Below are 21,476 nucleotides of genomic sequence, written 5' to 3' on the forward strand. Positions count from 1 at the left end.
TCGACTTCTCCGAGCACTATCTCGCCGACTACATGGCCACCCGCGGAATCGGCTTCCTCGGCTGGAATACCAGGTTCCGCGGCTTCGAAAGCAGCTTTCTGCTCGACCACGCGCTGGTCGACATCGGGGTCGGGGTTCGCTGGTTACGAGAAGTCCAGGGCGTGGATACCGTTGTCTTGCTGGGCAATTCGGGAGGCGGCTCGCTGATGGCGGCCTACCAGTCGCAGGCCGTCGAACCGAACGTCACTCCGCTGCAGGGCATGCGCCCGGCGGCTGGGTTGACGGAGTTGCCTCCCGCCGACGGGTATGTCGCCACCGCTGCCCACCCCGGACGCCCCGATGTGCTGACCTCCTGGATGGACGCCGCCGTCGTCGACGAAAACGACCCGGTGGCAACCGATCCCGACCTTGACCCGTTCGACGAGCGCAATGGCCCGCCGTACCCGCCGGAGTTCGTCGCCCGCTACCGGCGCGCCCAGACAGCGCGCAACCACGCGATCACTGACTGGGTCGAGAGGGAGCTCAAACGTATTCGCGCCGCGGGCTTTTCGGACCGTCCGTTCAGCGTGATGCGAACCTGGGCGGACCCCCGCATGGTCGATCCGAGCCTCGAGCCCACCAAGCGGCAGCCGAACATGTGCTACGCCGGCGTTCCGGCCAAGGCGAACCGCTCCCCGCACGGCATCGCCGCCGCCTGCACCCTGCGAAACTGGCTGGGCATGTGGAGCCTGCGGGTGGCGCAAACGCGGGCCGAGCCCCACCTGGCCCGCATCCGCTGCCCGGCGCTGGTGATCAATGCCGAGGCCGACACGGGGGTCTTCCCCTCCGACGCCCAGCGCATCTACGACGCGCTGGGCGGCACCGACAAAGCGCGAGTCTCGATCGACAGCGACCACTACTTCACCACCCCCGGTGCGCGCAGCGAGCAGGCCGATACCATCACCGGGTGGATCGCCAAGCGGTGGCCTTAAGACACGGCGTGCGGGTTCTCGCCCACTTCGTTCCCGGGGCGAAGGTGCTGGATTTCGTTGGGCCGGAATCTGATTGGCTTAACGTCCGATGGTGCGCCGAAGACGACGACACGACCTTCTATCGGGAGCTGCCGGACGCCGAGGTGATCTGGCATGTGCTTCGGCCGCTGTCGGCCGGCGACTTGCGGCGCGGGGTTCGCCTGCGCCTGGTGCACAAGCTCGGGGCCGGGGTGAACACCATCGACGTGGAGGCGGCGACGCAGCGCGGCATCGGGGTCGCCAACATGCCGGGCGCCAACGCACCGTCGGTGGCCGAGGGCACGGTGCTGTTGATGCTGGCGGCGCTCCGGAAGCTGCCGACGCTGGACCGCGCCACTCGGCAAGGGCGCGGCTGGCCGGCGGACCCGGGGCTGGGCGAGACCGTGCGCGACCTCGGCAGCTGCACCGTCGGCCTGGTCGGTTACGGCAATATCGCCAAGCGGGTGAGCGAAATCGTCGCGGCCATGGGGGCGACGGTCCTGCATACCAGCACGCGTGACGACGGGCGGCCCGGATGGCGGCGCCTGGACGAGTTGCTGGCCGACAGCGACGTCGTCTCGCTGCACCTGCCGTTGACCGCGCAGACCCGCCGACTGCTGGGTCGCGACGCGCTGGCTCTGGTGAAACCCACTGCGGTGCTGGTGAATACGTCGCGTGGTGGCGTCGTCGACGAAGAGGCGCTCGTCGACGCGCTCCGGGGCGGTCGGCTGGCGGCGGCGGGGCTGGACGTTTTCGACGTCGAGCCGGTGGCGCCCGACAATCCCCTGCTGGCCCTGGACAACGTGGTGCTGACGCCGCACGTGACCTGGTACACCGCCGACACCATGCGCAGGTACCTGACCGAGGCGGTTGCCAACTGCCGCCGGCTCTCCGCCGGTCAACCGCTGACCAACCTGGTGAACCCGGTGGTCAACCAACCGACCGGTTGTTAGCTTGGAAAGTGCTTGGCCGAACGAAGCCATGGGAAGGCGACCAATGCCGATCGCAATCACTGCTGAGCATCAAGAGCTGGCCGACTCCGTGCGATCCCTGGTGGCGCGGGTGGCGCCGTCCGAGGTGCTGCACGCGGCCTTGGAAACGGGCCCAGCGACGCCGATCGAGAATCCCCCGCCTTACTGGCGGGCGGCCGCCGAACAAGGCCTGCACGGCGTCCATCTGGCCGAATCCATCGGGGGGCAGGGTTTCGGGACGCTCGAGCTGGCCGTCGTGCTGGCCGAATTCGGCTACGGGGCCGTGCCGGGCCCCTTTGTCCCCTCCGCGATCGCCAGCGCGCTGATCTCCGCACACGATCCGGAAGCCAAGGTGCTCTCCGAACTTGCCTCCGGTGCGGCTATCGCCGCCTATGCGTTGGATTCCGGCCTGACGGCCACCAGGCATGGGCCCGACGAGCAGACGCTGGTGATCCGCGGCGAGGTCCGCGCGGTGCCCGCGGCGGCGCAGGCGTCCGTGCTGGTTCTTCCGGTCGCCATCGACAGCGGCGAGGAGTGGGTGGTGCTGCGCGCCGAACAACTCGAGATCGAGCCGGTACAAAGCATTGACCCGCTGCGGCCCATAGCGCATGTGCGGGCCAACGCCGTCGAGGTGGGTGACGACGCCGTGCTGAGCAACTTGACCATGACGACCGCGCACGCGCTGATGTCCACCCTGCTGTCGGCCGAGGCCGTCGGCGTGGCGCGCTGGGCGACCGATACGGCGTCGCAGTACGCGAAGATCCGCGAGCAGTTCGGCAGGCCCATCGGCCAGTTCCAGGCCATCAAACACAAATGCGCGGAGATGATCGCCGACACCGAGCGGGCGACCGCGGCGGTCTGGGACGCCGCCCGCGCGATTGACGAAGCCAGCCAGAACAATTGGGACACAGCGGGTTGCGGCGTCGAGTTCGCCGCGGCGGTGGCCGCGACGCTGGCGCCGACGGCCGCTCAACGATGCACGCAGGACTGCATTCAGGTGCACGGCGGAATCGGCTTCACGTGGGAGCACGACACCAACGTCTACTACCGGCGGGCGCTGATACTGGCCGCCTCATTCGGCCGCGGCTCGGGGTACCCGCAGAAGGTGGTGGACACCGCGACCAGCACGGGGACGCGCGCGGTGAACATCGACCTCGATCCGGACACCGAAAAGCTGCGGGAGGAAATCCGGGCCGAGGTCACGGCCCTCAAGGCGATGGAGCGCGAGGCGCGCAAGGTCGCAATCGCCGAGGCCGGCTGGGTGCTGCCGTACCTACCCAAACCGTGGGGCCGGGCGGCGAGCCCGGTGGAGCAGGTCATCATCGCCCAGGAGTTCGCCGCCGGGCGCGTCAAACGCCCGCAGGTAGGCATCGCGGCCTGGATCATCCCGTCGATCGTCGCGTTCGGGACCGAGGAGCAAAAACAACGGTTCCTGCCGCCGACCCTGCGCGGCGAAATGACCTGGTGCCAGCTGTTCTCCGAACCGGGCGCGGGGTCCGACTTGGCCGGGTTGACCACTAAGGCGACCCGGACCGACGGCGGCTGGCGCATCACCGGTCAGAAGATCTGGACCACCTACGCGCAGTACTCGCACTGGGGCGCCCTGCTGGCGAGAACCGACCCGAGCGCACCGAAACACAACGGCATCAGCTATTTCCTGCTGGACATGAAGAGCGAAGGAATCACGGTCAAGCCGCTGCGCGAGCTCACGGGCAACGCGATGTTCAACACCGTCTACATCGACGACGTGTTCGTGCCCGATGAATTCGTCCTCGGGGAGGTCAACCGGGGCTGGGAGGTCAGCCGCAACACGTTGACGGCGGAGCGGGTTTCCATCGGCAGCAGCGACGCGAATTTCCTGGCGACACTGCCCGAGTTCGTCGAGTTCGTCCGTGACGGGCAGTTCGACCAGGTGGCGCAGCACCGGGCCGGGCAGTTGATCGCGGAGGGTCATGCCGCCAAGCTGCTGAACCTGCGATCGACGCTGTTGGCGCTCGCCGGCGGGCCAAAAGATCGGGCAATGCCGTCGGCGGCGATCTCGAAGCTGTTGTCGATGCGTACCGGGCAGGGTTATGCCGAATTCGCGGTGTCCTCCTTCGGCACCGACGCCGCGATCGGCGACACCAACGAGCCGCCCGGCAAGTGGGGCGAGTACCTGCTGGCCAGCCGCGCCACCACCATCTATGGCGGGACGTCCGAGGTGCAGCTCAACATCATCGCCGAGCGCCTGCTGGGCCTGCCCCGCGACCCGTAGTCGCCCGAACGCAGGCCGGCATGCCCGCCAGCGCCGGCCGGCCTTCCTTTCGCACGTCGAGGCCGGCCGGCTGGCATCTGGTGGGTTGACTAGCGACCACCGCGATCCCAGTCGCCGTTCCAGCCGCGACCCCAGTTGTCCCAGTCGCCGTGGTTGCCCCAGCGATCCGAGTCACCGCCGCGGTCCCAATCGCCGCGGCCCGACCGGTCCCAGTCACCGTTCCCGCCGGGCCCCCAGCCTCGCTGTCCGGGGCCGTCGTGGTCCCCGCCGCCCCGGCCCCAGCCGCCTTGGCCAGGACCGTCGTGGTCGCGGCCACCACCGCCCCCGTCGCCGCCACGGGTCGGGATCACATCCGTCCCGTGGAGTCCGGCAGTGGCAACATTCGCCGGGTGGTCGGCCGCCGGCGCGGCCTGCGCCAGGGCGGAGCCGCTCAACAACATCGCACCGGCCAGCGCTCCCGCGCCCACCGCACCCGTGGCCGCGCCGCGCAGCGTTCGCATCGAAACCATCGTCGAGAACCTCCTTCGAGAGACCTTGAGACGTCTTAGGTACGTCCACGCCGAGAATACCCATCATTCGGCGGACAAAAACGATTCTTTGGCCGCCGATTGCGAATATCGAAACGTAGGCTGGCAATTTTTTAGGGCGCCTTGAGGCGACTACCAAAATACTGACCAGAGTTTTAGGGAATCAGTATCTGTGCGATTACTGTCGTGTTGGGCTCTGCGACTATAATTGCTCTTCGGAGCGGCTTTACTGAATCACTGAGCTACGGAAGTGTGGAAATGCAGACAGCGGTTATGTATTTCAGTGTCGGCGTAGTTAACGCGACACTCAGTATGTCGACAGCAAACCCATAGGTTTTCACACCTAGGCAACCTGGAAATGGTGTTGGTACCCGCGTGGGCACGGGCGTTGTGGAAAAATGCTCACCCAGCGGCGGAAGTCACGCCGGTCGCGGTGAGAGAATCGGGTATCGATTAGGTGTAGTGACGCACTGAAAAGCATCAGAAGAACACCGCAGAGAGGGCCGACGCCATGAGCACCACACCCGGCCACAACGAATCCGGTCCCAAGCGGTTCGCCCACTTCCCCCGCACGGCGCCCCGCCCTGAGCAGACGGGGCCGACCCAGCGGCTGCCCGCATTGGGTCAGGTCGCGCCCGCCCAGCCGACGCGCGACCGGCGAACGCGCCGGACCGTGGATCTGCCGCTCGCCACCCACCGCGCCCTCGACGTCTGGCAGCGAGCGGCCGCCGACCGCATCGGGGTCGCCCGCGTCACCGGACAAGACGTCCTCACCGCCCTCATCGACCAGCTGCTGGTCGACCCCAAGCTCTCGGCTCAAATCACGCGCGCCATTCAGGCACGCAAGTGACGACCGGCTGGGTCAGTCGACTTCCATCTCGCGCAGCTCGCGCTTGAGAATCTTGCCGGTGGGGTTGCGCGGCAGCTCGTCCAGGAAGATCACTTCGCGGGGCACCTTGTAACGAGCCAGATGGTCGCGCACGTAGTGCTTGATGGTGTCCTCGTCGACGTCGGCGTCCTCTTTCTTGACCACGAACGCGCGCAGCCGGTGGCCCCACTCCTTATCTTCGACGCCGATCGCGGTGGCTTCCACGACGTCCGGATGCCCATTGATGAGGTCCTCGACTTCCGCGGGAAACACGTTCTCGCCGCCGGACACGATCATCTCGTCGTCGCGCCCACTGATGTACAGCAGGCCGTGCTCGTCGAAGTAGCCGACATCACCCGATGACAGCATTCCATCGATGATCTGCTTCTTGCCTCCGCCGGTGTAACCCTCGAACGGAAACGCGTTGCCGACGAAGATCCGCCCGACCTCGCCTTGCGGCAGTTCCTTGGCGTTGTCGTCGAAGATCTTGACCTTCACGCCCTTGACCACCGGTCCGACGGTCGACGAGTTGAATTCGAGATGCTTGGGCTCGGCGATCGTGGCGAACGCGATCTCAGTCGAGCCGTACATGTTGTAGATCACCGGCCCGAGGTCCTTGAGCGCCCGTTCGGCCAGTTCCGATCCCAACGCGGACCCGGAGACGAACACGATCTTCAGGCTGGACAGGTCCGGCTTCTTGTCCATCTTCTCGATCGCGTCGAGGATCCGCGCCAGCATCACTGGGACCACCACCATCGCCGTCACCTTGTGCTTCTCGATGTCTTCGAGCACTAACGGGGGCTTGAACTTGCGGCGCAACACCAGCGTGGACCCGAGAAACATCGCCAGGGTGCCGTGCAGATAACCCAGCGCGTGGAACATCGGCGCCGGCAGCGAGGTCACCTCGCCCGCCTTGAACGGAACGTGCGACAGGATTCCGCCCACCGGTGCCAGCGTCGGCGGGGTGCTGCGGTTCGCCCCCTTCGGGGTGCCCGTGGTTCCGCTGGTCAGGATGATGATCGACGCGTGCTTGGTGGCCTTCGGGGCCGTCTCTTTGCTGCTGCGCTCGATCAGGTCGGCCAAGGTTTCGTCCTTGCTGCCCGACGGCTCATCCGCGTCGGGGTTGGTCCCGAGCGCGCGCAGCTTGCCCAGTTCCGGCTTGGCTTTGCTGACGGCCTTGGCGTACTCGTCGTCGTAGATGATGAGCTTGGCGCCTTCGCGCTCGGACACCTCGCAGACCTGCGGCGCGGAGAACTCGCTGTTGAGCAGGATGATGCGGGCGCCGACTCGGGCGGCGCCGTAGTTGGCGATTAGGAACCAGCGGGTGTTGCGCGCCAGGATGGCGACTCCGTCGCCGCCCTTGACACCCATCTCCAGCAGCCCGTTGGCCACCGCGTGGGCCGCCTCGTCGAGCTCCCGATAAGTGAATTCGCCCTCTTCATCGATGCAGGCCAGGCGGTCGGGATGGCGCCTGGCGTTGAGCGACGGCAGCATGCCGAACTCGCCCCACTTGTAGATATCGTTGGCCGTCGCGGCGTAATTCAGCGGTGGCTCGAGCCGGAAGGCACCCGCTTCGAAGATCTTGCGAACGTAGTGCAGTTCGGCTGAGCCGCGTTCCAAATACTGCTGAAGTTTGGTGACAGCCTGCCAGGGCAGACCGATCAGATTTGACATGGATCCCACCATATGTGACGTCGGTCGCAATACCAGTACCTAGTACCCACGCACCTACCATGGTGAACATGGCCGGTCCGGTTTCGCTGGAGGTCGCTGGACACCACGTCACCGTGACCCATCCGGACAAGGTCGTCTTCGACGCGCACGACGCTGCGGCCCCGCGCACCAAGCTGGACCTCATTCGCTACTACCTGTCCATCGCCGAGGGTGCGCTGCGCGGTGTCGCCGGCCGACCGATGATCCTCAAGCGCTTCGTCAAGGGCATCGCGGAGGAAGCCGTGTTCCAGAAGCGGGCTCCCACCAACCGGCCGGACTACGTCGACGTCGCCGAATTGCACTACGCCCGCGGCACGTCCGCCGCGGAGGCCGTGATTCATGACGCTGCCGGCCTCGCGTGGGTGATCAACCTGGGTTGCGTCGACCTCAACCCGCATCCCGTGCTCGCCGGCGACCTCGATCGCCCCGACGAACTGCGGGTCGATTTGGACCCGATGCCCGGGGTGACGTGGCAGCGGATCGTCGACGTCGCGGCGGTCGCCCGCGAGGTGCTCGAGGATCATGGGCTGGTCGCGTGGCCGAAGACGTCCGGGTCCCGCGGCTTCCATATCTACGCCAGGATCGCCCCGCGCTGGGGATTCCGCCAGGTGCGCCTCGCCGCCCAAGCCGTTGCGCGCGAGGTCGAGCGCCGCATTCCCGACGCCGCGACCAGCCGCTGGTGGAAGGAAGAGCGCGAAGGGGTGTTCGTCGACTTCAACCAGAATGCCAAGGACCGCACCGTGGCATCGGCGTACTCGGTGCGCGCGACCCCGGACGCCCGGGTGTCGACGCCGCTGCGCTGGGATGAGGTCGCGACCTGCGACCCGGCGGCGTTCACCATCGACACGGTGCCCCGGCGGTTCGCCGAGATCGGTGACCCGTGGGCGGGGATGGACGACGCGGTGGGCGAGCTCGATCGGCTGCTGATGCTTGCCGAAGAGCTGGGTCCCCCCGAACGTGCGCCACGGGGGGCCGGTAAGGCCACGGACGGCAGGCGGGTGTCGTCGAAGCCCCTCATCGAGGTCGCCCGCACCAAGACCAAGGACGAGGCGATGGCCGCGCTGGACACCTGGCGTGAGCGCCACCCGGCCGCCGCCGCCCTGCTGCGGCCGGCCGATGTCCTCGTCGACGGCATGCGCGGGCCGAGTTCGATCTGGTACCGGATCCGGATCAACCTGCAGCACGTGCCGGCCGACCAGCGCCCCCCGCAGGAGGAGCTGATCGCCGACTACAGCCCTTGGGTGGGGTACCAGGGGAACTGAAATCGGGGGCCGCCGATTGCGGCCGCTAGACGGACACCCGACCCTGGCGCAGGTAGAAGTACCAGGTCACAACCAGCAGCGCGACGAAAAACGCCACGTAGAACCGCAGCGCCGGCTCGATGCTGCCGAAGTGCGACTTCGACCAGGCGTACGCCAGCGGCACGACGAACCCGCCGAAGGCGCCGACCGACGAGATCACGCCCAGCGCGCCGGCGGCCTGGCGGCGCATCTGCACCATGGTGTCGGGGTCACCGCCGGCGAGCTCGCCCTTGACCTTGAAGATCCGCGAGATCATCCGATAGGTCGAGCCGTTGCCGATGCCGGTGGCCACAAACAAGAACATGAAGCTGGCGAAGAACAGCGGCAGGTTCTTGGTGTTGACGGACCACAGCGCCGCCGCGGCACCCGCCGCCAGCATCACGAAGCTGGCTGCGGTGATGCGGGCCCCGCCGATCCGGTCGGCGAGCTTGCCGCCCAGCGGTCGGATGACCGACCCGATGGCCGCGCCGACGAAGGCCCAGGCCAGGGCGATGTCCCCGCGCCCGAAGACGGTCTTGAGCAGGGTCGGGAAAGCCGCGGAGTAGCCGATGAACGACCCGAACGTCCCGATGTAGAGCAGCGACATGACCCAGGTGTCCGCATGCCGCAGCGACTGCAGGACCGGCGTCACGTCGGCTTTGGCTTCCGTGAGGTTGTCCATGAACACGTACGCGCACACCGCGGCCACCACGGCTAACGGGACGTAGAACAGCCCGGCCCGCGACAGGGCGACGCCGCCGCCGGCGATCACGATCGGCGGAATGATCTTCTGCACCACCGCCACGCCGAGGTTGCCCCCGGCGGCGTTGAGGCCCAGCGCCCAGCCCTTGTCCTTCTCCGGGTAGAAGAACGAGATGTTGGCCATCGACGAGGCGAAGTTGCCGCCGCCGAAGCCGGCGGTCGCCGCGACGGCCACCAGCACGCCGAAGGGGGTATGGGGGTGGCCCACGGCCCAGGCCAGCAGCAGGCACGGGATCAGCAACAGCGACGCGGAGATGATCGTCCAGTTGCGGCCGCCGAAGATCGGGACCGCGAAGGTGTACGGCAGCCTCAGCAAAGCCCCGACCCCGCTGGGCACGGCGACCAGGCAGAGCGCCTGGCTGGCGGTCAGCGCCCAGCCGGAGGCGGCGGGGTGCCCGTGGGGACCGGCCATCATCTGCACGACGACGATGCTCCACAACATCCACACGCTGAACCCGATGTGTTCGGCGAAGATGGAGAAGATCAGGTTGCGGCGCGCGATTGGCCTGCCGGTCGTCTCCCAGAAGCTCGGGTCCTCGGGGCGCCAGTCGTCGATCCAATGCCGCCCGACGTGCCGTCGCGCGGTCTCGGGAACGCGGGCTCTGGTGGTATCCGGGGCCGTGTCCGGGGCAGTGGTAGTCACACCCCGACGTTAAGGACGGTCTGTTACCGCCCTTGGTGTGCACAGTTACGCCGGCGATACGTCCAGATCGCAACGGCGCAGGGGCCGTTGTCAGAACTTCTTGGTGGCGCGTTGTTGTGGCGGGGCCCACCGACATCCCTGGGCTCGGCGGCACAGCTGAGCGGCGAGGCGGGCGGAAGGCGGCGGACGCGATAATCTCACGCGATGCGACACCGATGGAGTCGACGGGGGTTCATGCAGCTCGCGGGCGCGGCGGGGATGGTCGCATTCTCGGGCGCCTCGGCAGGGTGCTCGTCGGGCAAACCGTCGCAGGGCGCCGCCGGCGGCGGTTCGGTGACGATCGATCACCTGTTCGGTCAGACCGTCATCAAAGAACCGCCCAAGCGGGTGGTCAGCGCCGGCTATACCGAGCAAGACGACCTGCTCGCAGTGGGCGTTGTCCCGATCGCGGTGACCAATTGGTTCGGTGACCAGCCCTTCGCGGTCTGGCCGTGGGCGCAACCCAAGTTGGGCGTGGCGCAGCCGGTGGTGCTGAGCCTGGACAACGGGATTCCGGTCGATCAGATCGCTGGGCTCAAACCCGACCTGATCGTCGCGATCAATGCCGGCGTGGACGCCGACACCTACCAGAAGCTGTCGGCCATCGCCCCGACCGTCCCGCAGTCGGATGGCGACGCATTCTTCGAGCCCTGGAAGGAGCAGGCCACCGCCGTCGGCCAGGCGGTGTTTCAAGCGAACCAGATGAAATCGCTGATCGACGCCGTCTCCAAGCAGTTCACCGACGTCGCCCAGAAGAATCCCCAGTGGCAGGGGAAGAAGGCCTTATTGATGCAGGGCACGTTCTGGCAGGGAACCGTGGTGGCGACACTCGCGGGCTGGCGCACCGACTTCCTGAACCAGATGGGCCTGGTCATCGCCGACAGCATCAAACCGTTCGGCAGCGACCACCGGGCCATCATCCCGCGCGATCAGATCAAGGCCGTGCTTGATTCGGCCGACGTGGTGATCTGGACCACCGAAACTCCGGACGACCAGAAGGCGCTGCTCGCCGACCCGGAGGTGGCGGCTTCGCAAGCGACCGCCCAGTACCGCCACATCTTCACCACCAAGGATCAGGCCGGGGCGATCGCGTTCGCGTCGCCGCTCAGTTACCCGGTAGTCGCCGATCAGCTGCCGCCCCAGATCGGCAAGATTCTGGGTTGAGCCGAAGCGTTCCCCGTGCGGTTACACGGGCCTGTTTGAGCGTTCGGTAAGGCACCTCTGGCAGTGCTCGAAAATCCCTTGACCAGCCCTCGCCCGTACCCCGGCTCCGGGTTACCGTCGAGTAATGAGCGTGACGGAGCTGACCAGCGAGCGGTCCAGCGACCTATCCACAGACCTCGTCGGCAGCACTGTGCTGGACTACGGGGACCAAGCACTGATGCTGCAATGTGGCAGCACCGCTGAGGTGTTGGCGTGGGTGAACGCGCTTCGAGCGGGGGTGCCGACCGGTGTGGTGGACGTTGTTCCCGGCGCGCGCACCGTGCTCGTGAAGCTCGATAATCCCCGTATCCAGGCCGTCACCCGTCAGCGGCTACGCAGGATGCGGGTCACCCCCGCGGTCGAGGCACCCGCGGATCGCCGCGCTGACGTCGTGATCGACGTCGTCTACGACGGCCCGGATCTCGCCGAGGTCGCCGGGCACACCGGGCTGACCGAGGCGCAGGTGGTCGAAGCCCACACCGCGACCATGTGGCGGGTCGGATTCAGCGGTTTCGCGCCGGGTTTCGCCTATCTGGTGGAGGGCGACGCGCGACTGCGGGTGCCGCGCCGTTCGGAGCCGCGCACCGCGGTGCCGCCCGGCTCCGTCGCGCTGGCCGGTGAGTTCAGCGCGGTCTATCCGCGGAAGTCGCCGGGCGGCTGGCAGCTCATCGGCCGCACGGACGCCGTTCTCTGGGACCTCGACCGGACACACCCCGCCCTCCTCACGCAGGGCATGTGGGTTCGGTTCCGTGCTGTGTGACGGGAGCCAGCCGTGACGACTCTGGAAATTCTGCGCACCGGACCGTTCGCCGTCGTTCAAGACCTCGGCCGGCCCGGACTGGCCCACTTGGGCGTCGGGCGCTCGGGCGCCGCCGATCGCCGCGCGCACCGGCTGGCCAATCGCCTGGTCGCCAACCCCGATGACCGCGCCACCGTCGAGGTGACGTTCGGCGGCTTTTCGGCACGGGTCCGCGGAGGCGACGTCGACATCGCAGTAACGGGTGCCGACACCGACCCCACGGTGAACGGAGTTGAATTCGGCACCAATAGCATTCACCACGTCCACGACGGCGAGGTGATCTCGCTGGGCGCACCGCGGGCCGGATTGCGGACGTATCTGGCGGTGCGCGGCGGCATCTGCGTGCAACCGGTGCTGGGCTCGCGCAGCTATGACGTCATGTCTGCCATCGGCCCGGCGCCGCTGCGAGCCGGGGACCGACTCCCGGTCGGCCCGCACACCGACGATTACCCCGAGCTGGAGCAGGCCCCGGTGGCATCCATCTCGGAGCATCTGGTGGAAGTGCAGGTGGTGCCCGGGCCGCGCGACGACTGGTTGGTGAACCCCGACGCCTTGGTGCACACCATCTGGATGGCGTCCAACCGCAGCGACCGGGTGGGCATGCGGTTGGAGGGCCGCCCGCTGCAGCATCGCTATCCGGACCGACAGCTGCCGAGCGAGGGCACCACCCGCGGCGCGATCCAGGTGCCGCCCAACGGATTACCCGTGATCCTCGGACCGGATCATCCGGTCACAGGTGGTTACCCGGTGGTTGGCGTGGTGATCGACGAGGACGTCGACAAGGTCGCCCAGGTGCGGCCGGGCCAGTACGTGCGGCTGCACTGGGCGCGACCCCGATATGCGCCAAGCGGACGACCGGAAGGGCGTTCCGCGGACTGGTCGTCCTCGTAGAAAATCGGGGGCGCCACCGCCGGCCGGGACTGGTAGACAAAGACTGTGCGCACCCAGGTCCACACCGCCCGCCTGGTTCACACCTCCGATCTCGACGGGGAGGCTCGGCAGCGCATCTGGCAGATGGTCGCCGCGGCTTTCGCCGGAGATTTCACCGACGACGACTGGGAGCACGCGCTGGGCGGCATGCACGCCTTGATCTGCCAGCACGGCGCCATCATCGCGCATGCCGCCGTGACCCAGCGACGGCTGATATACCGCGACGAGGCGCTGCGCTGCGGTTACGTGGAAGGTGTGGCGGTCAGGGAGGACTGTCGGGGCCAGGGCCTATTCCATGCCCTGATGGACGGCTGCGAGCAGGTGATCCGCGGCGCCTACCAGTTGGGTGCCGTGAGTTCGTCGGCCCTGGCCCGCCCCGTATACGCGGCGCGGGGATGGTCGCCGTGGCGAGGCCCCACGTCGGTACTGGCGCCCACCGGCCCGACGTGCACACCCGACGACGACGGCACCGTATTCATCCTGCCCGTGGAGGTCAGCTTGGATACCTCGGTGGACTTGATGTGCGACTGGCGGGCAGGGGACGTTTGGTAGGCCGAGAGAGATCAGACCGGGCAGCCGCACGAAACCACCTGTTGCAGGAGGGTATTCATAGCCTCCAGCTGTTTGCCAGCCAGCTGGGATTCAACTGACAGGCGATACGGGTCGAATCGGGTTGACGGACTTCAGTTCTGAATGTGAACATCGAGGGAATACGGCCCCTTGGCACCGGCGCGACGGTCGGGTGATAGGTCGGAAAGGTGTTTTCATGGGTCCGCGAGCAGTCGGGGGGGCCGGCCGAGTGTGATGGTCGTCGCACCAGGAGCAATGCGTCAGCAATTGCTTGGTAACGCAGCGGAAATGTCCCAGGCATACACAGGTCATATGGCCGAGCCGAAATCAGCGCCGCTGACCGGCTACCGGATTGCGGTCACGTCGGCCCGGCGCGCGGAGGAGCTGTGCGCACTGCTGAGCCGCCAGGGCGCCGAGGTCTGCAGCGCGCCCGCGATCAACATGATCGCGTTGCCCGACGACGATGAATTGCACTGCAACACCAGGGCTTTGATCGCCGAGGCGCCCGACATCCTGGTCGCGCACACCGGCATCGGCTTTCGCGGCTGGCTCGCCGCCGCCGAGGGGTGGGGGCTGGCCACCCAGCTTTTGGCGTCGTTGTCGTCGGCGCGGATCGTGTCGCGCGGCCCGAAGGCGACGGGGGCGCTGCGCGCCGCCGGCCTGCACGAGGAATGGTCTCCCGAGTCGGAATCCTCACAGGAAGTACTGGAGTATCTGCTCGACTCGGGCGTGTCCGGAATGCGTGTCGCCGTCCAGCTGCACGGCGCCGCCGATGCGTGGGACCCGTTTCCGGAATTCCTCGGCGGGCTGCGGTTCGCCGGTGCCGAAGTGATCCCCATCCGGGTCTACCGTTGGAAGCCAACGGCATTGGGCGGCGATTTCGATCAGCTGGTCACCGGGATCGCGCGCCGGCAATTCGATGCCGTCACCTTCACGTCGGCGCCCGCGGCGGCAGCGGTGCTGGAGCGCAGTCGCGAGCTCAGCGTCGAGGACCAGGTGTTGGCAGCGCTGCGCGGCCATGTGCACGCGATGTGCGTCGGCCCCGTGACCTCCAGGCCGCTGATTCGAAGAGGTATCCCGACGTCGGCGCCCGAGCGGATGCGGTTGGGGGCCTTGGCCCGTCATATTGCCGAGGAGCTACCGCTGCTGGGGTCGTGCACGGTCAAGGCTGCCGGCCACTTGATCGATATCCGCGGAACCTGTGTGGTGGTGGATGGTTCGATCACACTGCTGTCGCCGTCCGGCATGGCGATCCTGCGTGCGCTGGCACAACGACCCGGCGACGTCGTCGCGCGTGACGACTTGCTGCGGGTGCTGCCCGGCAACAGCAACGACCCGCACGCCGTCGATACGGCCGTCTTGCGGCTGCGGACGGCCTTGGGAGACAAAAACATTGTCGCGACCGTCGTCAAGCGCGGTTATCGCCTTGCGATCGACGACAACGGCGGTTCCCGATGGACCTGATCCTGGCCGCGCACGGCACCCGCAGAGCGGGCGGCGTCGCGATGATCGCCGACCTCGCGAGTGACGTGAGCGCGCTTCTCGATCGCCCGGTGCACGTGGCATTCGTCGACGTCGTGGGACCCACCCCCTGCGAGGTACTGTCGCGCGCGGCCGCCGGCGGACGGCCCGCCATCGTGGTGCCCGCGTTCTTGTCCCGCGGCTACCACGTGCGCACCGATCTGCCCGCCCATGTCGCGGCCAGTGGCCATCCGAACGTGATCGTCACCCCCGCCTTGGGCCCGAGCGGCGACATTGCCCGCGTGCTCACCCAGTTGCTGGTGGAATCCGGCTGGCGCCGGGGCGATTCGGTGATTCTCGCGGCGGCGGGTACCACGGATCTGCGGGCCCGCGCCGATCTGCACGTCACCGCGACGACGTTGTCCGCGCTCGTCGGATCGCGGGTGCGGCTCGGATTTGCGGCCACCGGCGAACCGCATGTGAACGACGTGGTCGCCGCCGCGCGCCGCGACGGGGCCCGCGGCGTAGCGGTCGCGTCCTATCTGCTGGCCGACGGGCTGTTTCAGGAACGACTGGTCGCCTCTGGCGCCGACCGGGTCAGCCCGCCGTTGGGTACCCATTCGGGCCTGGCTCGTCTGGTCGCCAACCGCTTTCGCAGGGCCGCGCCCGGGCTCGTGCCGCTGACGGCACGGCACGTTCGGCGTCCAGCCGGCCGGCTGCGGTCACCCGGTCCGCATGCAGCGCCCAGCCGCGCCGGAGCCCGTGGCGCTTGATCTTTCAACGCGCACGGGCGATCCTGACAGCATGCCTCGTCGCGAAGAGCCGTCGCGTGGGCTCCTCGATCCGGTCGCCAAGATGCTGCGGTTGCCGTTCGACACACCGGAGTTCATCGACCGAATCTTCACCGGCAGCGTCAACCAGGTGGGCCGGCGGACGCTGTACCTGCTCATCACCACCTGGGATGCCGCGGGCGGTGGCCCCTTCGCGGCGAGCGCGGTCGCGTCCACGGGGATGGCCAAGACCGCCGAAGTCGTGGAGAGCATGTTCGTCGGCCCGTTCTTCGGTCCGCTGCTGAAGATGCTCGGTGCCGACAAGGTGGCCGTGCGGGCGTCGCTGTGCGCCTCCCAGCTGGTCGGGCTGGGCATCATGCGCTACGGCGTGCGCTCCGAACCGCTGCACTCGATGTCGGTCGAGGCGATCGTCGACGCGATCGGCCCCACGATGCAGCGTTACCTGGTCGGTGATATCACGCGCTGAGCGCCACGGGCTCCGCGATTTGCCCGATCTGAATGCGGCCCTCGGGCGTGACCCGCACCGGGTACACAGGCACGGAGACCCGCGGGTCGTCCAGGCAGGAACCGTCTTCGAGGGCGAAAGCCTGCTTCAGCAGGGGAGATTGGACCGTGGCACGACCCGCGCGGTCACCGACGATCCCGCGCGAGAGTACGGCCGCACCCGAAAAGGGGTCGACGTTGCCGATGGCGTGCAACGAGCCGTCGTCCAATCGGAACAGCGCAGCCTGCGAGCCGTCGTCGAGGAGCACACCCACCCCGCGACCCGGAATGAGGTGGTCGTACGGGCAGGCGGTCGTCCACACCTGAATGTCGTTGATAATTGTCACGCGGACCTCTCGATTCATCTGGGGCTTTCCTCACGAACCTCCGGCATGCCAATGGGCACAGGCACTTTGCGCCCCGCACGCTCGGTGAAGGTCACCGTCGAATCGACGGCGTCGGGGGCGTTGACGAACGACACGAACCGCGACAGCTTGTCCGGATCCTCGAGCACGCCCTTCCACTCACAGCTGTAGTCCCGCACGTGCCGCTCCATCGCGGCCTCGAATTCCCCGGCGAGACCGAGAGAGTCGTCGCACACGACTTCGCGCACGTGGTCCAGGCCGCGGTCCAGCGATTCGACCCAAGAGGCGGTGCGCTGCAGCCGGTCGGCCGTCCGGATGTAGTACATGAGGAATCGGTCGACGTAGCGGACCAGCGTCTCGGTGTCGAGATCGCTGGCCAACAGCTGAGCGTGCCTGGGCGTCATGCCGCCGTTGCCGCCGACATAGAGGTTCCAGCCTTTTTCGGTGGCGATGACGCCGACGTCCTTGCTGCGTGCTTCCGCGCACTCCCGCGCGCAACCGGATACGCCGAGCTTGATTTTGTGCGGCGCGCGCAGGCCGCGGTACCGCAGTTCCAGGTCGATGGCCAACTGCACCGAATCCTGCTGGCCGTAGCGGCACCAGTCGCTGCCCACGCAGCTCTTCACCGTGCGCAACGCCTTGCCGTAGGCGTGGCCGGATTCCATGCCGCCGTCGACCAACCGCTTCCAGATCTGCGGCAGCTGCTCCACGCGGGCGCCGAACATGTCGATCCGCTGGCCCCCGGTGATCTTGGTGTACAGCCCGAAGTCCTGCGCGATCTGGCCGATCAGGATGAGGTGCTCCGGCTTGATGTCCCCGCCCGGAACCCTCGGCACGACCGAGTAGCTGCCGTTCTTCTGGATGTTGGCCAGGAAGTGGTCGTTGGAATCCTGCAGCGAGGCCTGCTCGCCGTCGAGAATGTGCTCGGCACCGGTGGACGCGAGGATGGAAGCCACCACGGGTTTGCAGATGTCGCAACCCTTTCCGCGGCCGAAACGCTTCAGCAGCCCTGAGAAGGTGCGGATCTCGGTCGCGGTGATGATCTCGAAAAGCTCCGCGCGCGATTGGCTGAAGTGTTCGCACAACGCCTTCGACTGTGCCACGCCCTCGGCTTCCAGCAGCTGCTTGAGCAGGGGCACGCAGGATCCGCACGAGGTACCCGCCGCAGTACACGACTTGAGGCCGGCAACGTCGGCGCAACCACCGGCGATCGCGCACTTCAGCTCGCCCTTGGTGACGTTGTTGCATGAGCAGATCTGGGCCGAATCCGGAAGCGCACCAACACCCAGGGCCGCTGTGCCGCCGGCCTGGGCGGGCGCGATCAACGCGAGCGGATCACCGGGCAGCTGACCGCCGACCATGGGGCGCAACACCCCATATGCCGCGGCGTCGCCCACCAGGACCCCCCCGAGGAGGGTTTTGGCGTCGTCGGACAGCACCAGTTTCGCGTACGTCCGGTTCACCGCGTCGTTGATGGCGACCTCGAGGCAGTTCTCGGTCGACCCCAGTGCGTCGCCGAAACTGGCGACGTCGACGCCCAAAAGCTTGAGCTTGGTCGACAGGTCCGCCTCCGGAAACTCCGCGGTTCCGCCCAGCAGCCGATCCGCCACCACCTCCGCGGAGGTGTAACCGGGGCCGACCAGCCCGTAGCAGCGGCCCTCGATGGCCGCGACCTCGCCGATCGCATAGATGTCCGGATCGCTTGTCCGGCAGGACAAGTCGGTGAGCGCACCACCCCGGTCGCCCAGTGCAAGGCCCGCGGCCGCCGCCAGCTCGTCACGCGGTCGGACGCCGGCCGCGAAGATCACCACGCCGGCGTCGATGAGCGCACCGTCGGTCAGCCGCACCCGCACCTGGGTCGAGCCGTCCGAATGCGCAACGGATTCGATCGATTCGGTTCCCGTCCCGACGTGTACCACGATGCCGAGATCGGCGATCATCCTGGCCAGCAGCGCACCGCCGGCTTCGTCGATCTGTTGGGCCATCAAACGCGGCATCATCTCGACGACGTGCGTCTGCAAGCCGAATCCGCGCAGCGCATTGGCGGCTTCCAGGCCCAACAGGCCGCCACCGATGACCACCCCGGCTCCGGGATGCCCCGCCTCCACGGCGCGCTGGGCATCGGCGCGGATGGCGTCGAGGTCGTCGAGCGTGCGGTAAACGTGGCACTGCGGCAGATCATGGCCCGGCACCGGCGGGACGAAGGCATACGACCCGGTGGCCAGCACGAGGGCGTCATAGCCATGACGTTGACCGTCGGCGGTGACGACAGACTTTGCGGCCCGGTCGATTTCGGTGACCTGCGCGCGCAGCAGCAACCGAACCCGCTCGTCGCCGTCGTAGCCGTTGCCCGCCAGCGCCATCAGCGCCCGGTCCCAGCTTTCCGTGTAGGAGGTCAGGCCGACGCGGTCATAGGCCGCGTCGGATTCTTCCGCCAAAACCGTGATGCGCCAGCGTCCTTCGGTGTCGCGGGCGCGCAGTGCCTCCACGAGCCGGTGCCCGACCATGCCGTGCCCGACCACAACCACGTGACGCGCAGCACGGGGCTCGCGCCAGGTTTCGGATTGCGGCATGCCCCGAGGGTAGGAGCGGCAAATTAAGGAGAACGCGCGCAATGTCACGCCCGCGTGACGAGGCGCTCACACCTCACAACTTCCTGTGTGAAGGTGTTCGCTCCCGGCGAACACCCAGGTGGAACTTTAGCGTGGTCGACTCATGTTTGACGGCATAGCCGACCGGTAAGGCGACGGTCACAGTCAACTCACAAGGAAGCATAAGGAGGTCCCCATGAGCAACCTCGCATTGTGGTCGCGACCGGCCTGGGACACCGACCGCTGGTTGCGCGACTTCTTCGGCCCCGCCGCGGCGACGGCCTGGCTCAAGCCGGTAACCACCGGTTTCACGCCGGCCGCGGAGGCCGTCAAGGATGGCGACGACGCCGTCGTCCGCCTGGAACTGCCCGGTGTGGACGTCGAGAAGGACGTCAACGTCGAGGTGCACAACGGCCGGCTGGTCATCCACGGCGAACACCGCGACGAGCACGCCGAGGAGGAGAACGGCCGCACCCTGCGCGAGATCCGCTACGGGTCGTTCCGACGTTCCTTCCGGCTGCCCACACACGTCACCGACGAGGCCATCACCGCGTCCTATGACGACGGCGTGCTGACGGTGCGGGTCGCCGGTGCCTACGCCGGCAATCAGCCGCGGCGCGTCGCAATCACCAAGTAATCGGCAATCAAGGAGATTCGGCGACGCCCCCGGCGTCGCCGGATGTTCCGCAGGCGAATTAGTCTGGCACTCAGCGGATTTCGGAAACCACGTCCCGCGTTTGGTGGGGCCATCGTGCCGACATGGGCCCGGCCGAATCGGTCGCCGACCGCAGCCGCCGGCCGCTCGGCACGCAGGGTTTCCGGCCGATGGACGCCGACGCTGCGGCGCTGAGCCGCGTCCGGCCGTCATGGGCCGTTTGCCTCCCGGCCGGCACGATGTCGCTCATCTGACATCGCGGCTGTGCGGTGGCTACTATCGAGGGCATACTGTGATCCGTGGCACCTTCTGACCGAGGAGAGCTCTTGACGACTCCAACTGGCACTACTGAACTGGCCGAACTGCACGACCTCATCGGCGGCCTGCGGCGGTGCGTGAGCTCGTTGAAGGCCCGATACGGGGAGAGCCCGGCGATGCGCCGCATCGTCATCGACGCCGACCGGATCCTTTCCGACGTCCAACTGCTCGACACCGACGTGTCGGAGTTGGACCTCGCGCGCGCCACCGTGCAGCAGTCCGGCGACAAGATCGTCATCCCTGACACCCAGTACGACAGCGACTTCTGGCGGGATGTCGACGACGAGGGTGTCGGAGGTCACAAGGGGTCCTGACTTCCCCTGACTAACTCAGCCCCCCGCGAAACAGGGGGTTTGTTCTGTGTACCCTTCGACAGACAGCCCGTTCGAAGAGGAACACTAGATGAGCGCACCTACGGCGAACCGTCCTGCGTCCGGTGTCTTTTCACCCACACGCGCCCGCATCCCGCAGCGGACCCTACGCACCGACCGGTGGTGGTTGTCGCCGTTGCGGATCGACCTGGGTTTCGCGGCGTTCCTCATCTACGCGATAGCGCGCGGGTTGCAGAAGGATTACTTCTTCGTCCCCAAGTACCACTACCTGACGCCGTTCTACTCGCCGTGCATGAGCAAGGCCTGTGGTGCGGCCAGCGACTTCTGGCCGCAGTTCCTGCCGAACTGGTGGTTCGTGCCGTACGCGGCGATATCACTGCCGTTCCTGCTGTTGTTCCGGCTGACCTGTTACTACTACCGCGGCGCCTACTACCGCACGGTGTGGCAGTCGCCCAGCGCCTGCGCGGTGGCCGAGCCCCGAGTGCACTACACCGGCGAGACCAGACTCCCGCTGATCATCCAGAACACCCACCGCTACTTCTTCTACATCGCCGCCATCATCTCGGTCATCAACACCTTCGACGCGATCGTCGCGTTCCATTCCGACAGCGGACCCGGCGGATTCGGCTTCGGCCTGGGCAACCTGATCCTGGTCGGCAACGTCGTCATGCTGTGGATCTACACGCTGTCCTGCCATTCGTGCCGCCACGTGACCGGCGGACGGCTCAAGCATTTCTCCAAGAACCCTGTGCGGTACTGGATCTGGACCCAGGTCAGCGTCATCAACACCCGGCACAAGCTGTTCGCGTGGGTCACGCTGGGCACCCTGATGGTCACCGACTTCTACATCGCGCTGGTCGCCAGCGGCACCGTCGGCGACCTGAGATTTGTTGGCTGACAAGCCATTTGACGATTACAGAGAAAAACTGAGC

21 protein-coding genes are annotated in these 21,476 nt (G+C 67.3%); 16 read left to right on the forward strand and 5 right to left on the reverse strand.

Annotated elements, in window-relative coordinates; all coding sequences use genetic code 11:
• The 3 genes from JO059_RS03255 to JO059_RS03265 all read left to right on the forward strand — a co-directional run.
• On the forward strand, window positions 1-971 hold a 971-nt coding region (locus JO059_RS03255; RefSeq protein ID WP_293314683.1), incomplete at its 5' end, for an alpha/beta hydrolase.
• Entirely contained in the window at window positions 962-1,942 is a 981-nt protein-coding gene (locus tag JO059_RS03260) for a 2-hydroxyacid dehydrogenase (protein ID WP_293314710.1), read from the forward strand. The genes JO059_RS03255 and JO059_RS03260, both read left to right, overlap by 10 nt.
• A gap of 43 nt (window positions 1,943-1,985) precedes the next feature.
• A complete protein-coding gene (locus JO059_RS03265; RefSeq protein WP_293314684.1) occupies window positions 1,986-4,214 on the forward strand; it encodes an acyl-CoA dehydrogenase in 2,229 nt (742 codons plus the stop codon).
• An 89-nt stretch (window positions 4,215-4,303) separates the two neighbouring features.
• Here the strand turns inward: JO059_RS03265 and JO059_RS03270 are convergent, their stop codons facing one another.
• A complete protein-coding gene (locus JO059_RS03270; RefSeq protein ID WP_293314685.1) occupies window positions 4,304-4,723 on the reverse strand; it encodes a hypothetical protein in 420 nt (139 codons plus the stop codon).
• A gap of 529 nt (window positions 4,724-5,252) precedes the next feature.
• Between JO059_RS03270 and JO059_RS03275 the strand changes: the two genes are divergently transcribed.
• Complete coding sequence (locus JO059_RS03275) at window positions 5,253-5,591, forward strand: ATPase (protein ID WP_293314686.1); 339 nt, start codon at window positions 5,253-5,255, stop codon at window positions 5,589-5,591.
• 12 nt (window positions 5,592-5,603) lie between these two features.
• Here JO059_RS03275 and fadD2 read toward each other — a convergent pair whose 3' ends face one another.
• Window positions 5,604-7,283, reverse strand: a complete 1,680-nt coding sequence (gene fadD2 / locus JO059_RS03280) for a long-chain-fatty-acid--CoA ligase FadD2 (RefSeq protein ID WP_293314687.1) — start codon at window positions 7,281-7,283, stop codon at window positions 5,604-5,606.
• Window positions 7,284-7,342: 59 nt separating this feature from the next.
• Between fadD2 and JO059_RS03285 the strand changes: the two genes are divergently transcribed.
• Window positions 7,343-8,584, forward strand: coding sequence for a DNA polymerase domain-containing protein (locus tag JO059_RS03285; protein ID WP_293314688.1), 1,242 nt, complete (start codon window positions 7,343-7,345; stop codon window positions 8,582-8,584).
• 25 nt (window positions 8,585-8,609) lie between these two features.
• On the opposite strand, the gene JO059_RS03290 is transcribed toward JO059_RS03285, so the two are convergent.
• A complete protein-coding gene (locus JO059_RS03290) occupies window positions 8,610-10,007 on the reverse strand; it encodes a nitrate/nitrite transporter (RefSeq protein ID WP_293314689.1) in 1,398 nt (465 codons plus the stop codon).
• A 204-nt stretch (window positions 10,008-10,211) separates the two neighbouring features.
• On the opposite strand from JO059_RS03290, the gene JO059_RS03295 reads away from it, so the two are divergent.
• The 7 genes from JO059_RS03295 to JO059_RS03325 all read left to right on the forward strand — a co-directional run bounded on the left by JO059_RS03295 (window position 10,212) and on the right by JO059_RS03325 (window position 16,266).
• Window positions 10,212-11,210 (forward strand): ABC transporter substrate-binding protein, encoded by a 999-nt coding sequence (locus tag JO059_RS03295; RefSeq protein ID WP_293314690.1) that lies wholly within the window; start codon window positions 10,212-10,214, stop codon window positions 11,208-11,210.
• 124 nt (window positions 11,211-11,334) lie between these two features.
• Window positions 11,335-12,009, forward strand: a complete 675-nt coding sequence (locus JO059_RS03300; RefSeq protein ID WP_293314691.1) for an allophanate hydrolase subunit 1 — start codon at window positions 11,335-11,337, stop codon at window positions 12,007-12,009.
• 12 nt (window positions 12,010-12,021) lie between these two features.
• Window positions 12,022-12,939 carry a 5-oxoprolinase/urea amidolyase family protein gene (locus tag JO059_RS03305; protein WP_293314692.1) on the forward strand — a complete coding sequence of 306 codons (918 nt, stop codon included), beginning with the start codon at window positions 12,022-12,024 and terminating at the stop codon, window positions 12,937-12,939.
• A 45-nt stretch (window positions 12,940-12,984) separates the two neighbouring features.
• Window positions 12,985-13,530, forward strand: a complete 546-nt coding sequence (locus tag JO059_RS03310; protein ID WP_293314693.1) for a GNAT family N-acetyltransferase — start codon at window positions 12,985-12,987, stop codon at window positions 13,528-13,530.
• 330 nt (window positions 13,531-13,860) lie between these two features.
• Window positions 13,861-15,012 (forward strand): uroporphyrinogen-III synthase, encoded by a 1,152-nt coding sequence (locus JO059_RS03315; protein ID WP_293314694.1) that lies wholly within the window; start codon window positions 13,861-13,863, stop codon window positions 15,010-15,012.
• Window positions 15,003-15,782: a sirohydrochlorin chelatase gene (locus tag JO059_RS03320; protein ID WP_293314695.1), complete on the forward strand. Its 780-nt coding sequence runs from the start codon at window positions 15,003-15,005 to the stop codon at window positions 15,780-15,782. The genes JO059_RS03315 and JO059_RS03320 overlap by 10 nt, the downstream gene beginning before the upstream one ends.
• A gap of 31 nt (window positions 15,783-15,813) precedes the next feature.
• Window positions 15,814-16,266, forward strand: coding sequence for a hypothetical protein (locus tag JO059_RS03325; RefSeq protein ID WP_293314696.1), 453 nt, complete (start codon window positions 15,814-15,816; stop codon window positions 16,264-16,266).
• Here JO059_RS03325 and nirD read toward each other — a convergent pair.
• Together nirD and nirB are read right to left on the reverse strand one after the other, a co-directional pair.
• On the reverse strand, window positions 16,256-16,630 hold the full coding sequence (gene nirD / locus JO059_RS03330; RefSeq protein ID WP_293314697.1) for a nitrite reductase small subunit NirD: 375 nt from the start codon (window positions 16,628-16,630) through the stop codon (window positions 16,256-16,258). The genes JO059_RS03325 and nirD overlap by 11 nt on opposite strands.
• Window positions 16,631-16,644: 14 nt before the next feature.
• Window positions 16,645-19,221 carry a nitrite reductase large subunit NirB gene (nirB, locus tag JO059_RS03335; protein ID WP_293314698.1) on the reverse strand — a complete coding sequence of 859 codons (2,577 nt, stop codon included), beginning with the start codon at window positions 19,219-19,221 and terminating at the stop codon, window positions 16,645-16,647.
• A 214-nt stretch (window positions 19,222-19,435) separates the two neighbouring features.
• Between nirB and JO059_RS03340 the strand changes: the two genes are divergently transcribed.
• The 4 genes from JO059_RS03340 (at window position 19,436) to JO059_RS03355 (ending at window position 21,442) form a co-directional block, all read left to right on the forward strand.
• Window positions 19,436-19,876, forward strand: coding sequence for an Hsp20/alpha crystallin family protein (locus tag JO059_RS03340; RefSeq protein ID WP_293314699.1), 441 nt, complete (start codon window positions 19,436-19,438; stop codon window positions 19,874-19,876).
• A gap of 122 nt (window positions 19,877-19,998) precedes the next feature.
• Window positions 19,999-20,148, forward strand: a complete 150-nt coding sequence (locus JO059_RS03345; RefSeq protein ID WP_293314700.1) for a hypothetical protein — start codon at window positions 19,999-20,001, stop codon at window positions 20,146-20,148.
• Between the two features lie 72 nt (window positions 20,149-20,220).
• Complete coding sequence (locus JO059_RS03350) at window positions 20,221-20,526, forward strand: hypothetical protein (protein WP_293314701.1); 306 nt, start codon at window positions 20,221-20,223, stop codon at window positions 20,524-20,526.
• Between the two features lie 88 nt (window positions 20,527-20,614).
• Complete coding sequence (locus JO059_RS03355; protein WP_293314702.1) at window positions 20,615-21,442, forward strand: hypothetical protein; 828 nt, start codon at window positions 20,615-20,617, stop codon at window positions 21,440-21,442.
• The last annotated feature ends 34 nt before the right edge of the window (window positions 21,443-21,476 follow it).

It is taken from the genome of Mycobacterium sp., from assembly GCF_019247615.1.
Lineage (GTDB): Bacteria > Actinomycetota > Actinomycetes > Mycobacteriales > Mycobacteriaceae > Mycobacterium.